At 67.9% G+C, this 16,105-nt stretch carries 17 protein-coding genes; 13 read left to right on the top strand and 4 right to left on the bottom strand.

Annotation, left to right across the window (positions count from 1 at the left end):
- Position 1: 1 nt before the first annotated feature.
- The gene (locus tag LXN01_RS12220; protein WP_236865546.1) at positions 2–904 is read right to left on the bottom strand and encodes a phosphate/phosphite/phosphonate ABC transporter substrate-binding protein; all 903 of its coding nucleotides are present in this window, start codon (positions 902–904) and stop codon (positions 2–4) included.
- A gap of 358 nt (positions 905–1,262) precedes the next feature.
- Here LXN01_RS12220 and LXN01_RS12215 point away from each other — a divergent pair, with 358 nt between their 5' ends.
- The gene (locus tag LXN01_RS12215) at positions 1,263–2,153 is read left to right on the top strand and encodes a LysE family transporter (RefSeq protein ID WP_236865545.1); all 891 of its coding nucleotides are present in this window, start codon (positions 1,263–1,265) and stop codon (positions 2,151–2,153) included.
- A 64-nt stretch (positions 2,154–2,217) separates the two neighbouring features.
- On the opposite strand, the gene LXN01_RS12210 is transcribed toward LXN01_RS12215, so the two are convergent.
- Positions 2,218–3,120: a LysR family transcriptional regulator gene (locus LXN01_RS12210; RefSeq protein ID WP_236865544.1), complete on the bottom strand. Its 903-nt coding sequence runs from the start codon at positions 3,118–3,120 to the stop codon at positions 2,218–2,220.
- Positions 3,121–3,394: 274 nt separating this feature from the next.
- Here LXN01_RS12210 and LXN01_RS12205 point away from each other — a divergent pair, with 274 nt between their 5' ends.
- The 7 genes from LXN01_RS12205 (at position 3,395) to LXN01_RS12175 (ending at position 11,751) form a co-directional block, all read left to right on the top strand.
- A complete protein-coding gene (locus tag LXN01_RS12205; protein ID WP_236865543.1) occupies positions 3,395–4,039 on the top strand; it encodes a dihydrofolate reductase family protein in 645 nt (214 codons plus the stop codon).
- Between the two features lie 179 nt (positions 4,040–4,218).
- On the top strand, positions 4,219–5,916 hold the full coding sequence (locus tag LXN01_RS12200) for an amidase (RefSeq protein ID WP_236865542.1): 1,698 nt from the start codon (positions 4,219–4,221) through the stop codon (positions 5,914–5,916).
- Positions 5,917–5,960: 44 nt separating this feature from the next.
- Positions 5,961–6,401 (top strand): VOC family protein, encoded by a 441-nt coding sequence (locus LXN01_RS12195; protein ID WP_236865541.1) that lies wholly within the window; start codon positions 5,961–5,963, stop codon positions 6,399–6,401.
- A 28-nt stretch (positions 6,402–6,429) separates the two neighbouring features.
- Positions 6,430–7,143, top strand: a complete 714-nt coding sequence (locus LXN01_RS12190; protein ID WP_236865540.1) for a DUF899 domain-containing protein — start codon at positions 6,430–6,432, stop codon at positions 7,141–7,143.
- Between the two features lie 70 nt (positions 7,144–7,213).
- Positions 7,214–7,945, top strand: coding sequence for a DUF4334 domain-containing protein (locus LXN01_RS12185; protein ID WP_236865539.1), 732 nt, complete (start codon positions 7,214–7,216; stop codon positions 7,943–7,945).
- A gap of 228 nt (positions 7,946–8,173) precedes the next feature.
- Entirely contained in the window at positions 8,174–10,369 is a 2,196-nt protein-coding gene (locus LXN01_RS12180) for a BCCT family transporter (protein WP_236865535.1), read from the top strand.
- A gap of 335 nt (positions 10,370–10,704) precedes the next feature.
- Entirely contained in the window at positions 10,705–11,751 is a 1,047-nt protein-coding gene (locus LXN01_RS12175; RefSeq protein ID WP_236865533.1) for a GmrSD restriction endonuclease domain-containing protein, read from the top strand.
- Between the two features lie 95 nt (positions 11,752–11,846).
- On the opposite strand, the gene LXN01_RS12170 is transcribed toward LXN01_RS12175, so the two are convergent.
- A complete protein-coding gene (locus LXN01_RS12170; RefSeq protein WP_236865531.1) occupies positions 11,847–12,044 on the bottom strand; it encodes a DUF2795 domain-containing protein in 198 nt (65 codons plus the stop codon).
- Positions 12,045–12,261: 217 nt separating this feature from the next.
- On the opposite strand from LXN01_RS12170, the gene LXN01_RS12165 reads away from it, so the two are divergent.
- From LXN01_RS12165 to LXN01_RS12145, 5 genes are all read left to right on the top strand, one after another.
- On the top strand, positions 12,262–13,095 hold the full coding sequence (locus LXN01_RS12165; RefSeq protein ID WP_236865529.1) for a class II glutamine amidotransferase: 834 nt from the start codon (positions 12,262–12,264) through the stop codon (positions 13,093–13,095).
- Positions 13,096–13,173: 78 nt separating this feature from the next.
- Positions 13,174–13,665 (top strand): VOC family protein, encoded by a 492-nt coding sequence (locus LXN01_RS12160; RefSeq protein WP_236865525.1) that lies wholly within the window; start codon positions 13,174–13,176, stop codon positions 13,663–13,665.
- On the top strand, positions 13,666–14,088 hold the full coding sequence (locus LXN01_RS12155; RefSeq protein ID WP_272902440.1) for an NUDIX hydrolase: 423 nt from the start codon (positions 13,666–13,668) through the stop codon (positions 14,086–14,088).
- The gene (locus LXN01_RS12150) at positions 14,085–14,537 is read left to right on the top strand and encodes a YdeI/OmpD-associated family protein (protein ID WP_336885270.1); all 453 of its coding nucleotides are present in this window, start codon (positions 14,085–14,087) and stop codon (positions 14,535–14,537) included. The genes LXN01_RS12155 and LXN01_RS12150 overlap by 4 nt, the downstream gene beginning before the upstream one ends.
- Positions 14,538–14,648: 111 nt before the next feature.
- Entirely contained in the window at positions 14,649–15,029 is a 381-nt protein-coding gene (locus LXN01_RS12145) for a rhodanese-like domain-containing protein (protein ID WP_236865521.1), read from the top strand.
- A gap of 206 nt (positions 15,030–15,235) precedes the next feature.
- Here LXN01_RS12145 and LXN01_RS12140 read toward each other — a convergent pair whose 3' ends face one another.
- Positions 15,236–16,033 (bottom strand): SDR family NAD(P)-dependent oxidoreductase, encoded by a 798-nt coding sequence (locus LXN01_RS12140; RefSeq protein WP_236865519.1) that lies wholly within the window; start codon positions 16,031–16,033, stop codon positions 15,236–15,238.
- Positions 16,034–16,105 lie beyond the last annotated feature (72 nt).

Genomic DNA, 16,105 nt, shown 5'->3' with positions numbered 1-16,105 from the left:
GTCAGTCGCCTACGAATTCGGTGAAGTCGTCCGCGCCGATCGCACGGTACATCGAGCGCACCACGTCGTAGTCCTCGTCGGTGACCTCCACGAGTGCGGCGCCTTCGTACTTGGCGTTGTCCTTGCCCTCGAGCATGGCGGTCAGCAGCTCGTCGAAGTTTTCGGTGAATGTCTGCCTGACGGTCTCGACCTTCTCCTCGTCCAGGCTGCTGCTCGCCATCAGCAGGTCCGGCGGCAGCTGATCGCCCTCGGTGAGGATCGGAAAGTCTGCGGGGTCGTCGGTCTGCATGAACTCCTCGTAGTCGTGGCAGCCGATTCCGACTGCGGCCACGTCGCCGCGCTTGAGCGCTTCGTGGACTGTGTCGCCTACGGTGAGGACCTCGAGGTCGTTCATCGGGTCGATTCCGGCGTCGACGAAGATCTGCGAGGGGCCGAGGTGCCCGCTGGTCGAGCCGACATCGCTCATGGCCACCTTCTCGCCCTTGAGGTCGTCAAGGCTGTCGACCTCGCTCTCGGCCGAGGTGTAGATGCACGAGCGATACCCGGGCCGTTCGATGGCGACGACCGGCTCCGCGTCCGTGCGTTCGTGCAGGACGACGTACTCTGCAGGTCCGGTGAACACGATGTCCACCTCGTCGTTCTGCAGAGCGGCCGCCGCGGCAGTGCGGTCCGTGACAGCGAAGAACTCCATCTCCATCCCGGACTTCTCCTCGAAGACGTCCTGGAATGCACCGTATTCCCGCTGCAGCTCCTCCATCCCCTGGAGGTCGGTGACGGCGAAGCGCAATGAGTTGTCGGCGCTGTTCGCCTCAGCTTCTCCTCCGCCGCATGCCGCCAATGAGCCCGCAGCCAGCAGGCTGAACACGGCGGTGGTGATCCGCCTCGATGATCGTGTGCTTGCCATTTTTCTGCTCCCCTATCACCGGTTGATCGGTACGTATACATATCTAGACAGGCAGTGTGAACAGGACCGGACTGACTGGTTACGGGTCGAGGTCAGCTCCATGACGTTGCAGCCGCCCTCAGGTGAACGCTGCGCGACGACGGCATTGCCACGGGTCTTTCGCCGGCGCAGCTGGACTCTTCATCGCACCCCGACCATCAGTCTGTGGCTGATGGTCGGATGCTTCTGCTTGCTTGTCCTGACACGTCGGGACCACAGAGAATCGAGAGGTCCGTTCTCAGCCGCCGGGGTCTCCGGCGGCTATTCAACGGCGGCCGGGCCTTCGTTGCCGCCGCCACTCATCAGCAGGGAGTGATCCATGGACCCGACAGTGCTGCTGGTCTTCGCGGGAGTCGCGCTGACGGTGATCCTCGTCCCGGGGCCGGATTGGGTCTTCGTCCTCGCTGCGAGCGCACGGAGTCGAGTCATCGCTCCTGCGGTGGGTGGTCTGATGATCGGCTACGCGTTCGTCGTCACCGCCGTCGCGCTCGGTGTCGGTCCGCTCCTGGAGGCGGCTCCGCTCGGACTGACAGTTCTCACGCTGGCGGGGGCGATCTACCTCATCTACCTGGGCATCGCCATCCTCCGCGGCACCAGGAAGGACGGGGACAACTCGAGCGGTGGGGACGCCATGAACATTGGGGACGCTGCGAACCATGGGGACGCCCTTAACGGCGGGGATGCCACGGCCGGCACCCCCAGTGGGCGCGACCGCGACGGCGCCGCTCGGGCACCGGGCCCTTCCGCGAAGCCGAGCCGCGAACCGGCACTTGCCGCTGCCGCGCAAGTCCCCTCGAACGGGCCTACAGGCTCAGCATCACTGCCGACTGCAGGACAACCGCTGCCCTCGCCGCGCCCTGAGGCACCCGCCCAGCCGCGGCCTCTCAGCGCTCGGACCTACATGCGCCGTGGCGCCGGCGTCACCGCCCTCAACCCGAAAGCGCTGCTGTTCCTTCTGGCGATCCTGCCGCAGTTCGCCCAGCCTGCATCACCGTGGCCGCTTCCTGCACAGCTGGCCACCCTCGGACTCGTCTACATGCTCATCGGGACGATGTTCTACCTGCTGCTCGGCTACGCCTCTGACCGCCTCTTCGTCACCCGGCCCGGCGTCGGACAGGTCGTCAGCCGCGTGTCCGGCGCCCTGATGATCCTCGCCGCTGCTGTCCTCCTGGTCAAGCAGGCCGTGCAGAGCCTCGGGCTCCTCGGCTGACCGGCTCGCCCTGCCGCTGCCGCGCACCCTCCCGCTGCGAGGCTGCCAGCCCGACCGACGAGAGTCAGCCCCTGGACGCCGCGGCCTGCAGTTCGATCTGCTGGACCGCCGCCTGCACGTAGTCCAGGTGCGCGACCGAGTCGCGCACCTGCAGCGCGATGCGCCGCTTCGGAGTCGGATCCACGAGTGGCACGCTCCGCAGCCCCGCCGGAAGGTCACGCGCCGCCAGCCGCGGGAGCACCGTGATGCCGATGCCGGCGGCCACCATTGCCAGCGCCGCGTAGTGGTCATCGGACCCTGCGGTGAACCGGGGCTCGAACCCGGCGGCGTGACAGGCCAGGACCGCGACCCGGTTGGCCGGCGTGCCGTGCATGTCGGGGTCGACCCACGCCTCGGGTTCGAGGTCCGCCATCGCCACCTCGGCAGCCGAGGCGAAGCGGTGGTCGGCCGCGACGACCAGCACACACTCCTCCATGAGCAGCTCGCCGCGAGTGCAGCCGGGGATCACCGTGGGCTTCTCGGCGGGGATCTCCGGCAGGATCTCGATGTCATTGGCACGCCGCCCTGGCACCTCGGCGGGCTGCACGATCATGATCTCGAAACGCAGATCCGGGAACTGGGCCACCACCTCGGCGACGACGGCAGGCAGCCACTCCTTGGCGGCGGAGGAGAAGCAGCCGATCGTCAGCTGCGGGCTCGGTCCCGTCCGCAGATCCTCGAGGATGGCTTCCAGCCGCCGCACGCTGCCGAACACGTCCGCGGACTCCTCCGCGAGGCGCAACCCCACCGGAGTCGGTTCGATGCCCCGTCCCCTGCGCTGGTAGAGCGTGAGGCCGACGGATTTCTGCAGCGCGATGATGTGCTGACTGATCGTCGCCGGGCTGTACTGCAGGTTCGCCGCGGCCCGATTGACGGAACCGCTGGCGACGACCGCCCGCCACACTGCGAGCCGATGAAGGTCGATCATGGGTCGATGCTAAGGCAGTGCTTGTCGCTCCTCGGCGTGCACCGCAGCACCGAGCGGGTCACGCAACCGATGACGACCGGGTGGCACAGCAACTGCTCCGATCCTGCCGACTTCCCCTGAACGGGTACAGGCGACCCGGATTCGCGAGTAGCGTGACTGCCACCAGCGAGGAACCCCAGCTCATGGAGCATCCATCTCATCGGGCACCCATGTCGTAGGGCGCCGCTGTCGTAGGACACCCCCGCAGAGAATGCAACCAGCTCAGGAGAACGCCATGGCACAGCTGCTGAAGGTCCAGAACTTCTGCGTCTCACGCGACGGCTACGGAGCCGGCGAGGGGCAAAGCCTTGAACGGCCGTTCGGGCACGCCGACCCCGCGGGCTTCATGTCGTGGGCCGGCGCGACTGCCAGCTGGCCCAACCGCACCGATCCCGGCGGCAGTCGCGGGCTCGACGACTACTTCACCCGGGACTTCAGCCACAACATCGGCGCCGAGATCATGGGCCGCAACAAGTTCTCCCCGCTGCGCGGCCCTTGGCAGGACCATGAATGGCTCGGCTGGTGGGGCGACGAGCCGCCGTTCCACACCCCGGTCTTCGTGCTGACCCACTACGAGCGGCCGACGTTCTCGCTGGGCGACACGACCTTCCACTTCGTCAACCGAGAGCCGGCAGACGCCCTGGCACTGGCCCGCGAGGCGGCGCAGGGCAAGGATGTCCGGCTCGGCGGCGGAGCAACCACGATCCGGGAGTTCCTGGACGCGGACCTCGTCGACACCCTGCACGTCGCCGTGGTGGACATCGAGCTCGGGGGCGGAGTGCGCTTGTGGGAATCGACCGAGGAGCTGACCGACAGGTACCACTTGGACGTCGTGCCGAGCCCCAGCGGCGTCACGCACCACATCTTCTGGCGGAAGTGACCAGTCGCCGAGGCGTCCCCCACCTCGGTCAGCCCGCCCGACTCTCGTCAGCCCGCCCGACCTCGGTCAGCCCGCCCGCCGGAGCGCCTCGGCGATATGGCACACTCACCATCGACGGTGCCATGGTGGCCGCAGCAGGAGAATCAGCGGCCGCCCCGCGAGGAAGTGAGTGAACACGCATGAGTGACGTCGCTGTCGATGGATCAGCACAGCCGGAGGCGCCCTTCGAGGTGGTCGAGGCCGACATCGCCGGCACCCTCGACGCGCTCCGGCAGGGACGGATCACCAGCACCGAACTCACGCAGATCTACCTCAGCCGCATCCACCTCTACGACCAGGGACCCGATGGCCTGAACTCGATCGTGGTGCCCAATCCGCGATTGCTCGACGATGCAGCGGAGTCCGACCGCCGCTGGGAGGCCGGGGCGCCTCGGCCGCTGGAGGGCATTCCGTTCACCGTCAAGGACTCCTACCTGGTCGAGGGCCTGACGGTGGCGGCCGGTTCGCCGGCGTTCAGGAACCTCGTGGCGCACTGGGACGCCTTCTCCGTCGAGAAGCTGCGGGAGGCCGGCGCCGTGCTCATCGGCAAGACCAACATGCCGCCGATGGCCGATGGCGGAATGCAGCGCGGCCTCTACGGCCGGACCGAGAGCCCGTACAACCGGGAGTACCTGCCCGCCGCGTACGGCTCGGGGTCGTCGCACGGTTCCGCCGTCGCGACGGCTGCGAACCTGGCGATGTTCGGGATGGGCGAGGAGACCGTGTCCTCCGGCCGCAGCCCCGCCTCCAACAACGCCCTGTGCGCCTACACCCCCTCGTGGGGCATCCTGTCGATCCGCGGCAACTGGCCGCTGTTCCCGGCGCGCGACGTGGTCGTGCCGCACACCCGCTCGATGCCGGACATGCTGCGGCTCCTCGACGTCCTCGTCCAGGACGATCCGATCACGCGCGGCGACTTCTGGCGGAACCAGGACGTCGTCAGGATCCCTAAGCCCAGCGAGCATCGGCCCGAGTCCTACCTGGACCTGCAGGATCCCGAGGCGCTGCGCGGCAGGCGCCTCGCGGTGCCTGCCATGTACCTGGGCCAGGATCCGGCATATCCCATGCGAGTCCGGCCCGCCATCCTCGACCTGTGGGAACGGGCGCAGGCCCGGCTCGAGGGCCTCGGGGCGGAAGTCGTGGTCACCGACTTCCCACTGATCTCGAAGTACGAGGGCGACCGCCCGGGCCAGAAGTTCCTGGGCGACCTGGGCGACCTCCCCAGCGACTGGTCCGACATCGAGTTCGGCGGCTTCCTCGCCTTCGGGTGGGACGACTTCCTGCGAGCCAACGGCGATCCGCTGATCCCCAGCCTGGACGTCGTCGAGTCGAAGGACATCTACCCCACCCCGCCGGGCGCGCTGCCCGACCGGTACGAGCGGGTGGACGATCACGACGACCGGTTCAAGGAGCTCGTCGACGCCGCCCGCTCCGGAATCCCGGATCCGCGTGAGCATCCGCAGTTCGCGCGCGGGCTGCGCGCCATCGTCGCGCTGCGGGAGGAGCTCGTCGAGTCGTGGATGGCGTCCCACGGATTCGACGCTATCGTCTTCCCCGCGAACGCGGACGTGGGCCCGGCGAACGCCGACGTCGACGAGGCGGCCGCCGACCTCGCCTGGGCCAACGGAGTGGTGTTCTCCAACGGCAACTACGCCCTCCGCCACGTGGGGCTGCCCACCGTGACCGTGCCGATGGGGAGCATGGAGGACCCGGGGATGCCGGTCGGGCTGACCTTCGCGGGAGCCGGCTACTCGGACCTCGCGTTGCTCGGGTATGCGGCGGCGTTCGAGGCTGCCGGCTCCGGCTCGCTGCGGGTGCCGCCGCCGCTGGCTCCTTGAGCATCCCCCTTCCGCGGCTCGCTCGGATCTGAGAAAATCGGCGCATGGCCAAAGAAGTCCAGATCACCTTCGACTGTGCCGATCCCGGTGCGCTCGCCTCCTTCTGGGCCGAGGCGCTCGACTATCAGCTGCAACCGCCACCCGGGGCCTTCGAATCCTGGGATGCGGCCCTGGCGGCGTTCGGCGTCCCGCGCGAGGAGTGGAACTCCCGCTCGGCGATCATCCCGGCCGAGGGGACCGGTCCGCGGCTCTTCTTCCAGCGGGTGCCCGAGGGCAAGACCGTGAAGAACCGGCTCCACCTCGACCTCCGTACCGCACCCGGGCTGGAGGGTGACGAGCGAATGGCCACTCTGGAGGCGGAGGCCGGCCGGCTGGAAGCGCTCGGAGCGACCCGCGCCTACCGGGTGGAACCCAACCCGGCGGCGATGGAGTTCGGCTTCATCACGATGCGTGATCCGGAGGGCAACGAGTTCTGCCTCGATTGAGGGAGAAGCTCGGCTGAGGAGGGACACCATGACCACCAGCGAATCGATGCAGCCCGACGACCGCGCCCCGGCGCTCCCCCGCATCACCGACCAGGCGACCTGGCAGGCCGAGCTGGACGCCCTGCGCAAGCGGGAGAAGGCCGCCACCCGCGAACTCGACGCCATCGCGGCCCAGCGACGCCGTCTGCCCATGGTGAGGATGCCGGATTACACGCTCGAGGGCGCCTCGGGCCCGGTCCGCCTGGTCGATGTCTTCGAGGGCAGGCATCAGCTCATCGTCTACAGCCACATGTGGCACCCCGGGGAGGAGTACCAGTGCGGCGGCTGCACGTACTTCACCTCGCAGTTCACTCGGCTGGAGTTCCTCGGCAACTATGACGCGCGATTCGTCATCGTCACCCAGGGGCCGATCGACGAGGCTGTGGCCTACCGGGACCGGGTGGGCAACCGGATGACCTGGTACTCGACCGCACACAGCAGCTTCGGCGCCGACGTCGGCGCGCCGCCGCACGGGGGCTTCGCGCTCAACGTCTTCCTGCGCGACGGCAAGGACGTCTACCGGACCTGGCATACGGACGGGCGGGGAACCGAGCAGGTGTCGCACACCTTCCCCCTCATCGACTTGCTGCCCTACGGTCGACAGGAGGAATGGCAGGACGTGCCCGAGGGCTGGCCGCAGGGAGACGCCTACGCCGGCTGGCCGGATTCCCCGGACATCGCGCGCTGGTACGGCCGGGCCTGAGGAGCGGTTTTGGTTCGGCCGGGCGATGAGGATGGGCCGGCCGGTCGGCGGCGATGAGGAGACGCGCACCATGATCACTGAGACCATCACCACGAGCGGGGCAGAGCACTCGGGCACCGTCACCGCGGAACTCCGGCGCGGCATGTCGACAGCTCAGGCTCTCGCAGTCTTCGACTCCCTGCCCGCCGTGCGGGTCGAGGAGATGTTCGGTCGATGGACCGGGTCCGAGGTGCCCACCGGCAGTCCGCTCGATGGGCTGCTCGGCGCCTACGGGTGGCACGGCAAGCGCTTCGCGTCCGCCGAGGAGGTCGATCCGCTGATCTTCGAGAAACCCGGGTCCAAGAAGGCTGGCGCCGAGAAGCCTGGCTCCAAGAAGAGTGGCTCCAAGAAGGCTGGCGCTGAGACACCTGGTCTCGGGAAGCCTGGCTCCAGGAAGCCTGCTCCAGGGAAGCGAGTGCTTCGAAGGAGCGGTCCGAGGAGGCGTGGTTCGCTGTTCGCCGTGGAGCCGGCTGTCATTCCCCTGCAGCTGGCCTTGAGGCTGCCCTCGCTCGTGCACCACCCCGCGACCGCCGCCCTCGGGCGCCTCGCTCTGCCGCTGATCCGAACTCGGCGGCCGAAGGCGCGACTCCGCATGGTCGAATACCGCGGCGTCTCGACCGCGACGATGATCTACGACGCGCAGCCGATCAATGACCATTTCCGGCGCCTCGATAACCGGACACTGCTCGGCGCGATGGATCTGCGCGGGCTCGACTCCCCCTTCTTCTTCCTCCTGCACAGGGAACCGGACACCCTCAGCTGAGCACCCTCGCGTTCGCAGCGCGAAAGGCTGTGGTGCCAATCGTTCCCTGACTGGTTTCATCCGCCCGCCTGACTGGTTTCATCCGCCCGCCTGACTAAGGTGGGACCGGTCTGATTCTTGACGAGTCGCGTGGGGCGAGCCTCGAACTCCTGCAATCCGTGCAGCAATCGCCGGAGTTCGCGCAATCACTCGACCAGATCCCGCCTATCCGAACCGAGGTGCGCCTGCATGAGCGACGAGACCCCGCCGATTCCCGACAACCCGCGAATCGGGCCGAACGACAGCAGCGCCCCTGCCGGCGCCGAAGCGATTGCCTCCGCGGGCAGCACCGCCGCGAGCAGCACCGCCGCGAGCAGCACCGCCTCGGACAGCACCGCCGCGGGCAGCACCACCGCAACCCGGCAGCACGGCCGCGCCGGAACCGAGCGGTTCCGCCACCGGCCCGGCGAGGTCATCCGCAGCCTCGACTACCAGCGCCCCACCTACCCGCACGACACCCACCCGGCGCTGGTGCCCGGCATCGCGATCGACGAGCAGCGGCGCCGCTACGGCGTCGACAGGATCGTCTTCGGTATCGCGGGCACCCTGACGGTCGCCTTCGTGATCTGGGGCATCACCGATCCTGCCGGCGTGGGCACCGTCGCCAACGCGATGTACGGCTGGACCATGACGCACCTCGGCTGGCTGTTCAACGCGGTCGCCACCGTGGTGCTGGTCGCTCTGCTGGCCCTGAGCGTGTCCCGCTACGGCAAGATCCCGCTGGGCAAGGACGGTGAGAAGCCGGAGTTCTCGACCTTCTCCTGGGTCGCGATGCTCTTCGCCGCAGGTCTGGGCATCGGCGTGATGTTCTGGGGTCCGTCCGAGCCGCTGACGTATTTCATCAGCCCGCCGCCGCTGACGAACGAACCCGAATCCACCGAGGCGCTCCACCAGGCGCTCGCCCAGACCTACTACCACTGGGGATTCCATGCCTGGGCGATGTACGCCCTGGTCGGCGGAGCCGTCGCCTATGCGGCCTACCGGCGCGGACGGTCGCTGCTGATGTCCTCGATCTTCGAACGGCTCTTCGGCAAAACGCGCTCCGAGGGCTGGGCCGGCCAGCTGGTGGACATCTTCGCGATCATCGCCACGCTGTTCGGCACCGCGGCCGCGCTCGGGATCGCGGTCCTGCAGATCGGCGAGGGCACCGTCATCCTCTCCGGTGCCTCCGAGCTGACGAACACGGCCATGGTCCTCATCATCGCGGTGCTGTCGATCGGCTTCGTGATCTCAGCGGTGTCCGGGGTCTCGCGCGGGATCCGGTATCTGTCGAACATCAACATCGTGCTCACGATCGGCTTCGCCGGGATGCTCTTCATCCTGGGCCCGACCCTGTTCCTCCTCAACCTGCTGCCGTCGGCCGTCATGGAGTACTTCGGATCGATGTTCGAGATGATGGCCCGCTCCGCCTCGTGGGGCCAGGAGACGGTCGACTTCCAGTCGACGTGGACGGTGTACTACTGGGCCTGGTGGATCTCGTGGTCGCCGTTCGTCGGCGTCTTCATCGCCCGCATCTCCCGCGGCCGCACCATCCGGCAGTTCATCCTGGGCGTCATCCTCATCCCCTCATCGCTGCTGTTCGTCGCGTACGGGATCATGGGCGGCACCGCCATCTTCATGTACCGCGACGGGCTGCTCGAAGTCGGCGAGGAGGGGGTCAACCCGCCCGAAGTGCTCTTCGCCATGGTCGAGAACATCCCCTTCGGCGACTGGCTGCCCGTGGTGATCATGGCCATCCTCGCGATCTTCTTCATCACCGCCGCCGACTCCGCCTCTGTAGTCATGGGCATCCTCACCACCCGAGGCGGTCAGAACCCGCCCAAGGTGATCGTCGTCTTCTGGGGAGTGGTGATGGGCGGGATCGCCCTCGTGATGCTGCTGCTCGGCGACGAGTCGGCGCTCCAGGGGCTGCAATCGCTCGTGATCATCACCGCAGTGCCGTTCGCCGTCATCATGATCCTCATCATCATCGCGTGGATCCGCGAGCTGCGCACCGATCCCCACACCCTGCGGCAGCAGTACGCCGAGGCGGCTGTGCGCAAGGCCGTCGTCGCCGGCGTCGACCGATACGACGACGACTTCAGCCTGCACGTGGTCAGGGCGGAGCCGGGCGAGGGCGCCGGGGCGGAGATCGATTCGACCCACGCGGACTACACCGAGTGGTACCAGCGCACCGACGAGAACGGCGAGCCGGTCGAGTTCGACTTCCAGACGGGTGAGTGGGCCGACGGCTGGGTCCCGGAGAATGGCGACACGCCCTCGGCCGCCGGTGGTGGACCCTCGACCGCCGGTGACGAAGACGACAGCGCCGCCGAGGCGCCCCAGGGCTCACCTGTCCCGCCGCCTCTCGAGGGGGACGAGGTCTCGGACGGCAAGCAGCGCTGAATGCCCGGTTCTTCTGGTCGGAAAGGTGCGAACCGCAAGATCTTGCGGTCAGAGAGGTTCGAGAAACGGCCCGCTTCTCGAACTTCTCTGACCAGCAGACAGCGGCAATCGAACGTCTGTGACCAGCACACGTGAAGCGCTGCCGGCGCAGCACTCCTCCGAAGCACGGAATACAATTGATCGTTCCCACCTTTCCGACCACTGTTCTCATCGGGAGACGCATGGCCTCGGTGCTACCCACGGTTTCCGGCTCGAACCGCCGCCTTCCCTCCGCGACTCAGCCTTCACCCGGCACGAGGCGCCCGCGAAAGGGCGGCCCGATCGTCGCCGGTCTCTTGGCCGCCGCCCTCGCGCTCTCGGGCTGCGCACCGGAGGGCGGCCCCAGCAATCCGGGGTCTCCGGCCTCCTTCGGCATCGAATCGAGCGCCGCCGAGGCGCCACACGACTCCCCGCAGTCCCCCACCTCGGATGAACCCCGGGATCCGAACCCCGAAGATCCGAACCCCGAGGACGCGGAGTCCGGCTCGGCGTTGGCGATGCTCTACGACCTCGAGGTCAAGGGCCGAGCACCCAAGACGGGCTACGACCGCGATCTCTTCGGATGGCGAGACGACGTCGACCGCAACGGCTGCGACACCCGCAACGACGTCCTCCGCCGCGATCTCCACGACATCACGCTGGCCGACAACGGCTGCGTGGTGCTCGACGGCAGCCTGACCTCGGACTTCTCGGGAGAGACCTTCGACTTCATCCGCGGCGACGGCAACAACATCGACATCGACCACGTGGTGGCGCTGTCGAATGCCTGGCAGACCGGCGCGCAAAAGCTGTCGGCACAGGAGCGCGTGGAGTTCGGCAACGATCCGATCAACCTCCTTGCGGTCGAATCCCACCTCAATCAGCAGAAGGGCGACGGCGATGCCGCCACCTGGCTGCCGCCCGACCGGTCCTATCGCTGTGAGTACGTGGCGCGCCAGATCGCCGTGAAGCACAAGTACGACCTGTGGGTCGTGCCACCGGAGTTCGACGCCATGGAGAAGCTGCTGACCGACTGCGATCAGGAGGCGTTCGGCGACGACCCGTGGCCAGAGCCGCGAGGCGGCGACACGGGTTCCAGCTCCAGCGGCGGCTCCGGCAGCGGCAGCGACTCCGGCGGAAGCGACTCCGGCGACGTGGGCTCAGGAAGCAGCGGTTCCGGCAGTGGAGGCGGCAGCGGCTCCGGCAGTGATTCCGATGCGGGAGCGGGCCCCGGCTCCCGTCCGGATGGCGCGTTCAAGAATTGCACCGAGGCGCGCGAGCGCGGTGGCGCGCCGGTGCATGCGGGTGAATCCGGATACGGCAGGCACCTGGACAGGGACGGCGACGGCGTCGGCTGCGAGTGATGAAACTGAAGCGCGAAAGCACCGACTGTGAATGACTCAGCCGGAGCCGTGTAAAGACGGCCCCGGCTGAGAAGGCGGAGGGGAGGCGAAAAGCCTCAGCCTTCGGCGCCGATTCCCTTGCTGACGTCGGCGGGGCTGTCGTACTTGCGGTCCTCGAGCCCCTTCAGCGCGCTCATGACCTTGTCATCCGCGCCCGACTGCTCAGCCTTTTTGACCAGGTCGTCGCGGCTGGCGGGGTAGTCGATTCCGCTGAGGAACTTCTGCGCCTGGATCGGGTTGGGCTTCTCGGCCATGGCATTCACCTTTCGCTGCTGTTGATTTCGCTGCTGTCGATTTCCCCGGAGGGACGCCGCCGGGGGCAATCGTCGTGCCTGGATCTTCCCGCGAAGTTCCACGCCTTTCCAACAATAGACCTTGTCTCTTCGAAGGACGAGGGACCCGCAAGGTTTTCCGACGGGTAGTCTCCCCGGCCGAGCGGTTGTACGGTGATGGTCTCGGAAAGGGACGATCATGTGCCGATGGCTCGCGTACTCCGGTTCACCGGTCAACCTGGAGGATCTGCTCTTCAAACCCGCACACTCCCTGGTGAAGCAGAGCAGGCATGCACGACTGGGGTCCGAGGAGATGAACGGCGACGGCTTCGGCGTCGGCTGGTATTCGAGGAGGCGCCCTCGCCCCGGTCTGTTCCACAGCACCCATCCGGCGTGGAACGACAGAAACCTGCGGGAACTCTCCGCTCTGACGTGGTCGCGGCTCGTGTTCGCACACGTCCGTGCGTCCACCGGCGCCGCGGTTCAGCAGACCAACTGCCACCCCTTTCGACAGGATCATTGGCTGTGGATGCACAATGGTCTGATTCGTGATTTCCCCACGGTCAAACGCGATCTGGCGTGCAGTGTTGCCCCGGACCTGTTCTCGCTCATCGAGGGATCGACCGATTCCGAACTGTTCTTCCACCTCGCGCTGACCTTCGGGATGAAGGACGACCCTCCCGCTGGGGTCGCCGCAGCCGTGAGATTCATTGAGGACACGGGTCGGCAGCACGGCATCGAGTACCCCGTGCAGATGACGGTCGCCACCACCGATGGCGAGACGACCTGGGCGTTCCGCTACTCCAGTGAAGGTGCTTCACGGTCCCTCTTCCGCAGCGTGGATATCTCAGCAGTGCGCTCCATGCACGCCGACGACAGCTTCCTGGAGGACCTCTCAGCGGACGCCCACCTGATCGTCTCGGAGCCGCTCGGGGACCTCGAGGGGGCATGGGAGGAGATTCCGGAGTCCTCGTGTCTCGTGGTGCACGGGCCAGACGCCGAGATCCTCCCGTTCGCACCGCTTGCCGCGTAACCGCTGCTGCTCGAAACCGAGCATTGAACGACCACCCCCAGGCATTTACGATCGAAGCCACCGACTCCGGGAGCACCGATGTTTCGAGGATTCGCCACCGTCAGCTTCTACGCCGACGACCTGTCCGCCGCACGTGAGTGGTACGCCGAGCTGTTCGGCCTGGCTCCCTACTACGCGTTCCCGCACCCGCCTGCCCCACCCGCCTATCTCGAGTTCAGGGTCGGGGACGACGAGGACGAGCTCGGCATCATCGACCGAAAGTACGCACCCCAGGGCGCAGCCGGCGGCCCCGAAGGCAGACCCAGTCCTGGCGGCGCCGTGGTGTTCTGGCATGTCGATGATCTTCCCGCGATCGTGGAGAAGCTGCTGGCGATGGGAGCCGCTGAGTACGAGCCGGTGACCGAGCGCGAGTCCGGGTTCACAACCGCCTCGTTCGTCGATCCCTTCGGCAATATCCTGGGCGTGATGCACAACCCGCACTTCCTGGAGATGCTCGATGCCCGAGAGAAGCCCGAAACCGCCTCGGGTGAAGCCGCCGCGGGCGACGCCGCCGCGCAGTGCGGCGGCTGAATGCGCAGGGTGCGAGCGGCGAGCAGTATCGTGCGTCGAGGCGATGGCGCGCTGTTGCTCGTGCGCCGGGGTCGTCCCCCGCAGCCCGGGCTGTGGTCGGTGCCCGGCGGCAAGTCCGAGGGGAACGAGACTCTGCGTGAGACCGCCGCCCGGGAGACCTTCGAGGAGACCGGTCTTCACGTGGACGTCGGTGAGCACCTGTGGCAGCTGGACATCCCCGTCAGCGACGAGCTCGTGTACGAAGTGCATGATTTCGCCGCGACTGTCGCTGGCGGGCGCCTGCAAGCCGGCGACGACGCCACCGAGGTGACATGGGTGCCGCGCGACCAGATCGCACACCTCCCCCTCGTCGATCACCTCCTCGATCACCTCCGCGCAGGCGGGTTCGTGCCCCTCCCGGATCACTCCGGAGCAGCCGAATGACACCCGACAACCACCGCGAACACGACCCGGAGACCACCGCGTCCGGGACCCCAGGCACCGAGAGCAATCCGCTGCTGCTCACCGATGCCGAGGCTTGGCGAGCCTGGCTCGACGAGCACGAGCAGACCTCCGACGGCGTCTGGCTGACCATCGCGAAGAAGGGTTGCACCGAAGCGACGTCTCTGGCCTATGTCCAGGCTGTCGAGGAGGCGCTGTGCAGCGGGTGGATCGACGGTCATACCAAGAAGATCGACCACGCGACTTACAAGCAGCGCTTCACCCCGCGCCGGAAACGCAGCACGTGGGCCGCCAGCAATATCGCTCGCGTAGCCCGGCTGACCGAGGAGGGCCGGATGCGCCCGCGTGGGCTGGCCGAGGTCGAGCGCGCCAAGGCGGACGGGCGGTGGGAGGCGGCAGCGCGAGCCGCACGACCGGATGAACAAGCCTAGTCTGCAGGCGGATTCGTGCCCTGAACACTCCCCCTTCCCCATCCCCAGCGGTAAAATTGATCCGGCAGCTGGTCGACACCCGGCGGCCGGCGAGGCGCGAAGGAGCGACTCATGAAGAAGACAGCCAAGGACATGGTCTCGGAAGCCAAATCCAAGATCGAGAACCTCGCTCCTGAGCAGGTTGCCGAGGAGATGGAGAACGGCGCGATCCTCGTCGACATCCGGGATCAGCCGGAGATCACGCAGAGCGGCCGGATCCCGGGATCGGTTCACGTGCCGCGCGGGATGCTCGAGTTCCGCGCGGACACCACGAGCCCGTATCACGACGAGTCGCTGGATCCCGACAGCCGGGTGATCCTCACCTGCGCCAGCGGCGGCCGGTCGGCCCTGGCCGTGGTGGCGCTGCAGGAGATGGGGTACACGAACGTGGCGCACCTGGACGGCGGCTTCAACACCTGGTCCGAGGAGGGCCGCCCGGTCGAGCAGGCCTAGCCAGGCCGGGCCTACCCGGCGGCACATCTGCCTCCCACCTCTACCAGCCGGCCCGAAACTGCGGTTACTGATCGTCGACGCCAGCCAGGTTTTCGACGATCAGTGACCGCAGTTTGCCTCGCGGCGCCCGCGCAGCCCTGACCCGCCCGCGCAGCCCCGCCCGCGCAGCCCTGACCCGCCCGCGCAGCCCCGCCCGAGGCGCCGGTTCAGTCCATCAGGGAACCGCAGCTGAGGTTCGCGATCGCCCCGGTCATCGCGCCTGCCCTGTCGGAGGCGACGAACGCGGCATAGGCGGCAACCTCGTCGAGCGTCGGCAGCCGCCCGAGCAGGGTGGCGGATTGGGCGCGCGCCTCGAGCAGCGCCTCGGCGGTGGTGTCCGACTGCGAGGCAACCCGCCGGAACAGCTCCCCCGTGTAGGAGGTGGCGAGCGCCTCGGGGATCATGTCCGGCCGCAGGCACACGACGCGGATGTTGTGGCCGCCGAGCTCGCCGGCGAGGATCCGGGAGAACGCCTCGATCGCGGCGCACGTGACCCCGTAGCCCAGGAAGCCCGGTCCGGACAGCCGCGATCCGGGCGTGGACAGCGTCAGGATGACTCCGCGGCGGCGCTCGGCCATGTGGCGGGCGGCGGCCTTGGCGGTGAGGAAGTTCGTGCGGGTGTACTCGGTGATGGGCTGCTGGAAGTCCTCCAGGCTCAGGCCGGCAAGCGGTGTGCCCTGATCGTGGATGCGGCCCACCGCGTTGAGGGTGATGTCGATTCCGCCGGCCTGCTTCGCGACGGACTGCGCGTGCGTGTTCACGGACTCCTCGTCGAGGGCGTCGACCTGGGCGCACTCGGCTCGGCCGCCGGCATCGGCGATCTCACCAGCGAGGCGTTCGAGCGGTGCGCGGGTGCGGCCGGCCAGGAACACGGTGGCTCCCTGGCGGGCGAATTCGCGGGCGACGGCACCGCCGATCGTGCCGCCCCCGCCGTAGATGACCGCGGTCCTGTCCTCCAGAAGCATGGTGTGCTCCTTCACTCGAGCATGAATGGGGTGGAAAAGGAATGGGGCGTGGGCCGGGTCCGCGAATCGGAG

Origin of the sequence: Brevibacterium daeguense, assembly GCF_021729135.1 — a bacterium.
GTDB classification, from domain to species: domain Bacteria; phylum Actinomycetota; class Actinomycetes; order Actinomycetales; family Brevibacteriaceae; genus Brevibacterium; species Brevibacterium daeguense.
The sequence above is the reverse complement of the archived record's forward strand: the minus strand, read 5'-3'. Positions and strand labels throughout refer to the sequence as shown.

What these genes read in the sequence shown, in the direction of transcription:
- LXN01_RS12220 (WP_236865546.1), bottom strand. Translation starts at nt 904, where the DNA reads ATGGCAAGCACACGATCATCGAGGCGGATCACCACCGCCGTGTTCAGC.
- LXN01_RS12215 (WP_236865545.1), top strand. Translation starts at nt 1,263, where the DNA reads ATGGACCCGACAGTGCTGCTGGTCTTCGCGGGAGTCGCGCTGACGGTG.
- LXN01_RS12210 (WP_236865544.1), bottom strand. Translation starts at nt 3,120, where the DNA reads ATGATCGACCTTCATCGGCTCGCAGTGTGGCGGGCGGTCGTCGCCAGC.
- LXN01_RS12205 (WP_236865543.1), top strand. Translation starts at nt 3,395, where the DNA reads ATGGCACAGCTGCTGAAGGTCCAGAACTTCTGCGTCTCACGCGACGGC.
- LXN01_RS12200 (WP_236865542.1), top strand. Translation starts at nt 4,219, where the DNA reads ATGAGTGACGTCGCTGTCGATGGATCAGCACAGCCGGAGGCGCCCTTC.
- LXN01_RS12195 (WP_236865541.1), top strand. Translation starts at nt 5,961, where the DNA reads ATGGCCAAAGAAGTCCAGATCACCTTCGACTGTGCCGATCCCGGTGCG.
- LXN01_RS12190 (WP_236865540.1), top strand. Translation starts at nt 6,430, where the DNA reads ATGACCACCAGCGAATCGATGCAGCCCGACGACCGCGCCCCGGCGCTC.
- LXN01_RS12185 (WP_236865539.1), top strand. Translation starts at nt 7,214, where the DNA reads ATGATCACTGAGACCATCACCACGAGCGGGGCAGAGCACTCGGGCACC.
- LXN01_RS12180 (WP_236865535.1), top strand. Translation starts at nt 8,174, where the DNA reads ATGAGCGACGAGACCCCGCCGATTCCCGACAACCCGCGAATCGGGCCG.
- LXN01_RS12170 (WP_236865531.1), bottom strand. Translation starts at nt 12,044, where the DNA reads ATGGCCGAGAAGCCCAACCCGATCCAGGCGCAGAAGTTCCTCAGCGGA.
- LXN01_RS12165 (WP_236865529.1), top strand. Translation starts at nt 12,262, where the DNA reads ATGTGCCGATGGCTCGCGTACTCCGGTTCACCGGTCAACCTGGAGGAT.
- LXN01_RS12160 (WP_236865525.1), top strand. Translation starts at nt 13,174, where the DNA reads ATGTTTCGAGGATTCGCCACCGTCAGCTTCTACGCCGACGACCTGTCC.
- LXN01_RS12155 (WP_272902440.1), top strand. Translation starts at nt 13,666, where the DNA reads ATGCGCAGGGTGCGAGCGGCGAGCAGTATCGTGCGTCGAGGCGATGGC.
- LXN01_RS12150 (WP_336885270.1), top strand. Translation starts at nt 14,085, where the DNA reads ATGACACCCGACAACCACCGCGAACACGACCCGGAGACCACCGCGTCC.
- LXN01_RS12145 (WP_236865521.1), top strand. Translation starts at nt 14,649, where the DNA reads ATGAAGAAGACAGCCAAGGACATGGTCTCGGAAGCCAAATCCAAGATC.
- LXN01_RS12140 (WP_236865519.1), bottom strand. Translation starts at nt 16,033, where the DNA reads ATGCTTCTGGAGGACAGGACCGCGGTCATCTACGGCGGGGGCGGCACG.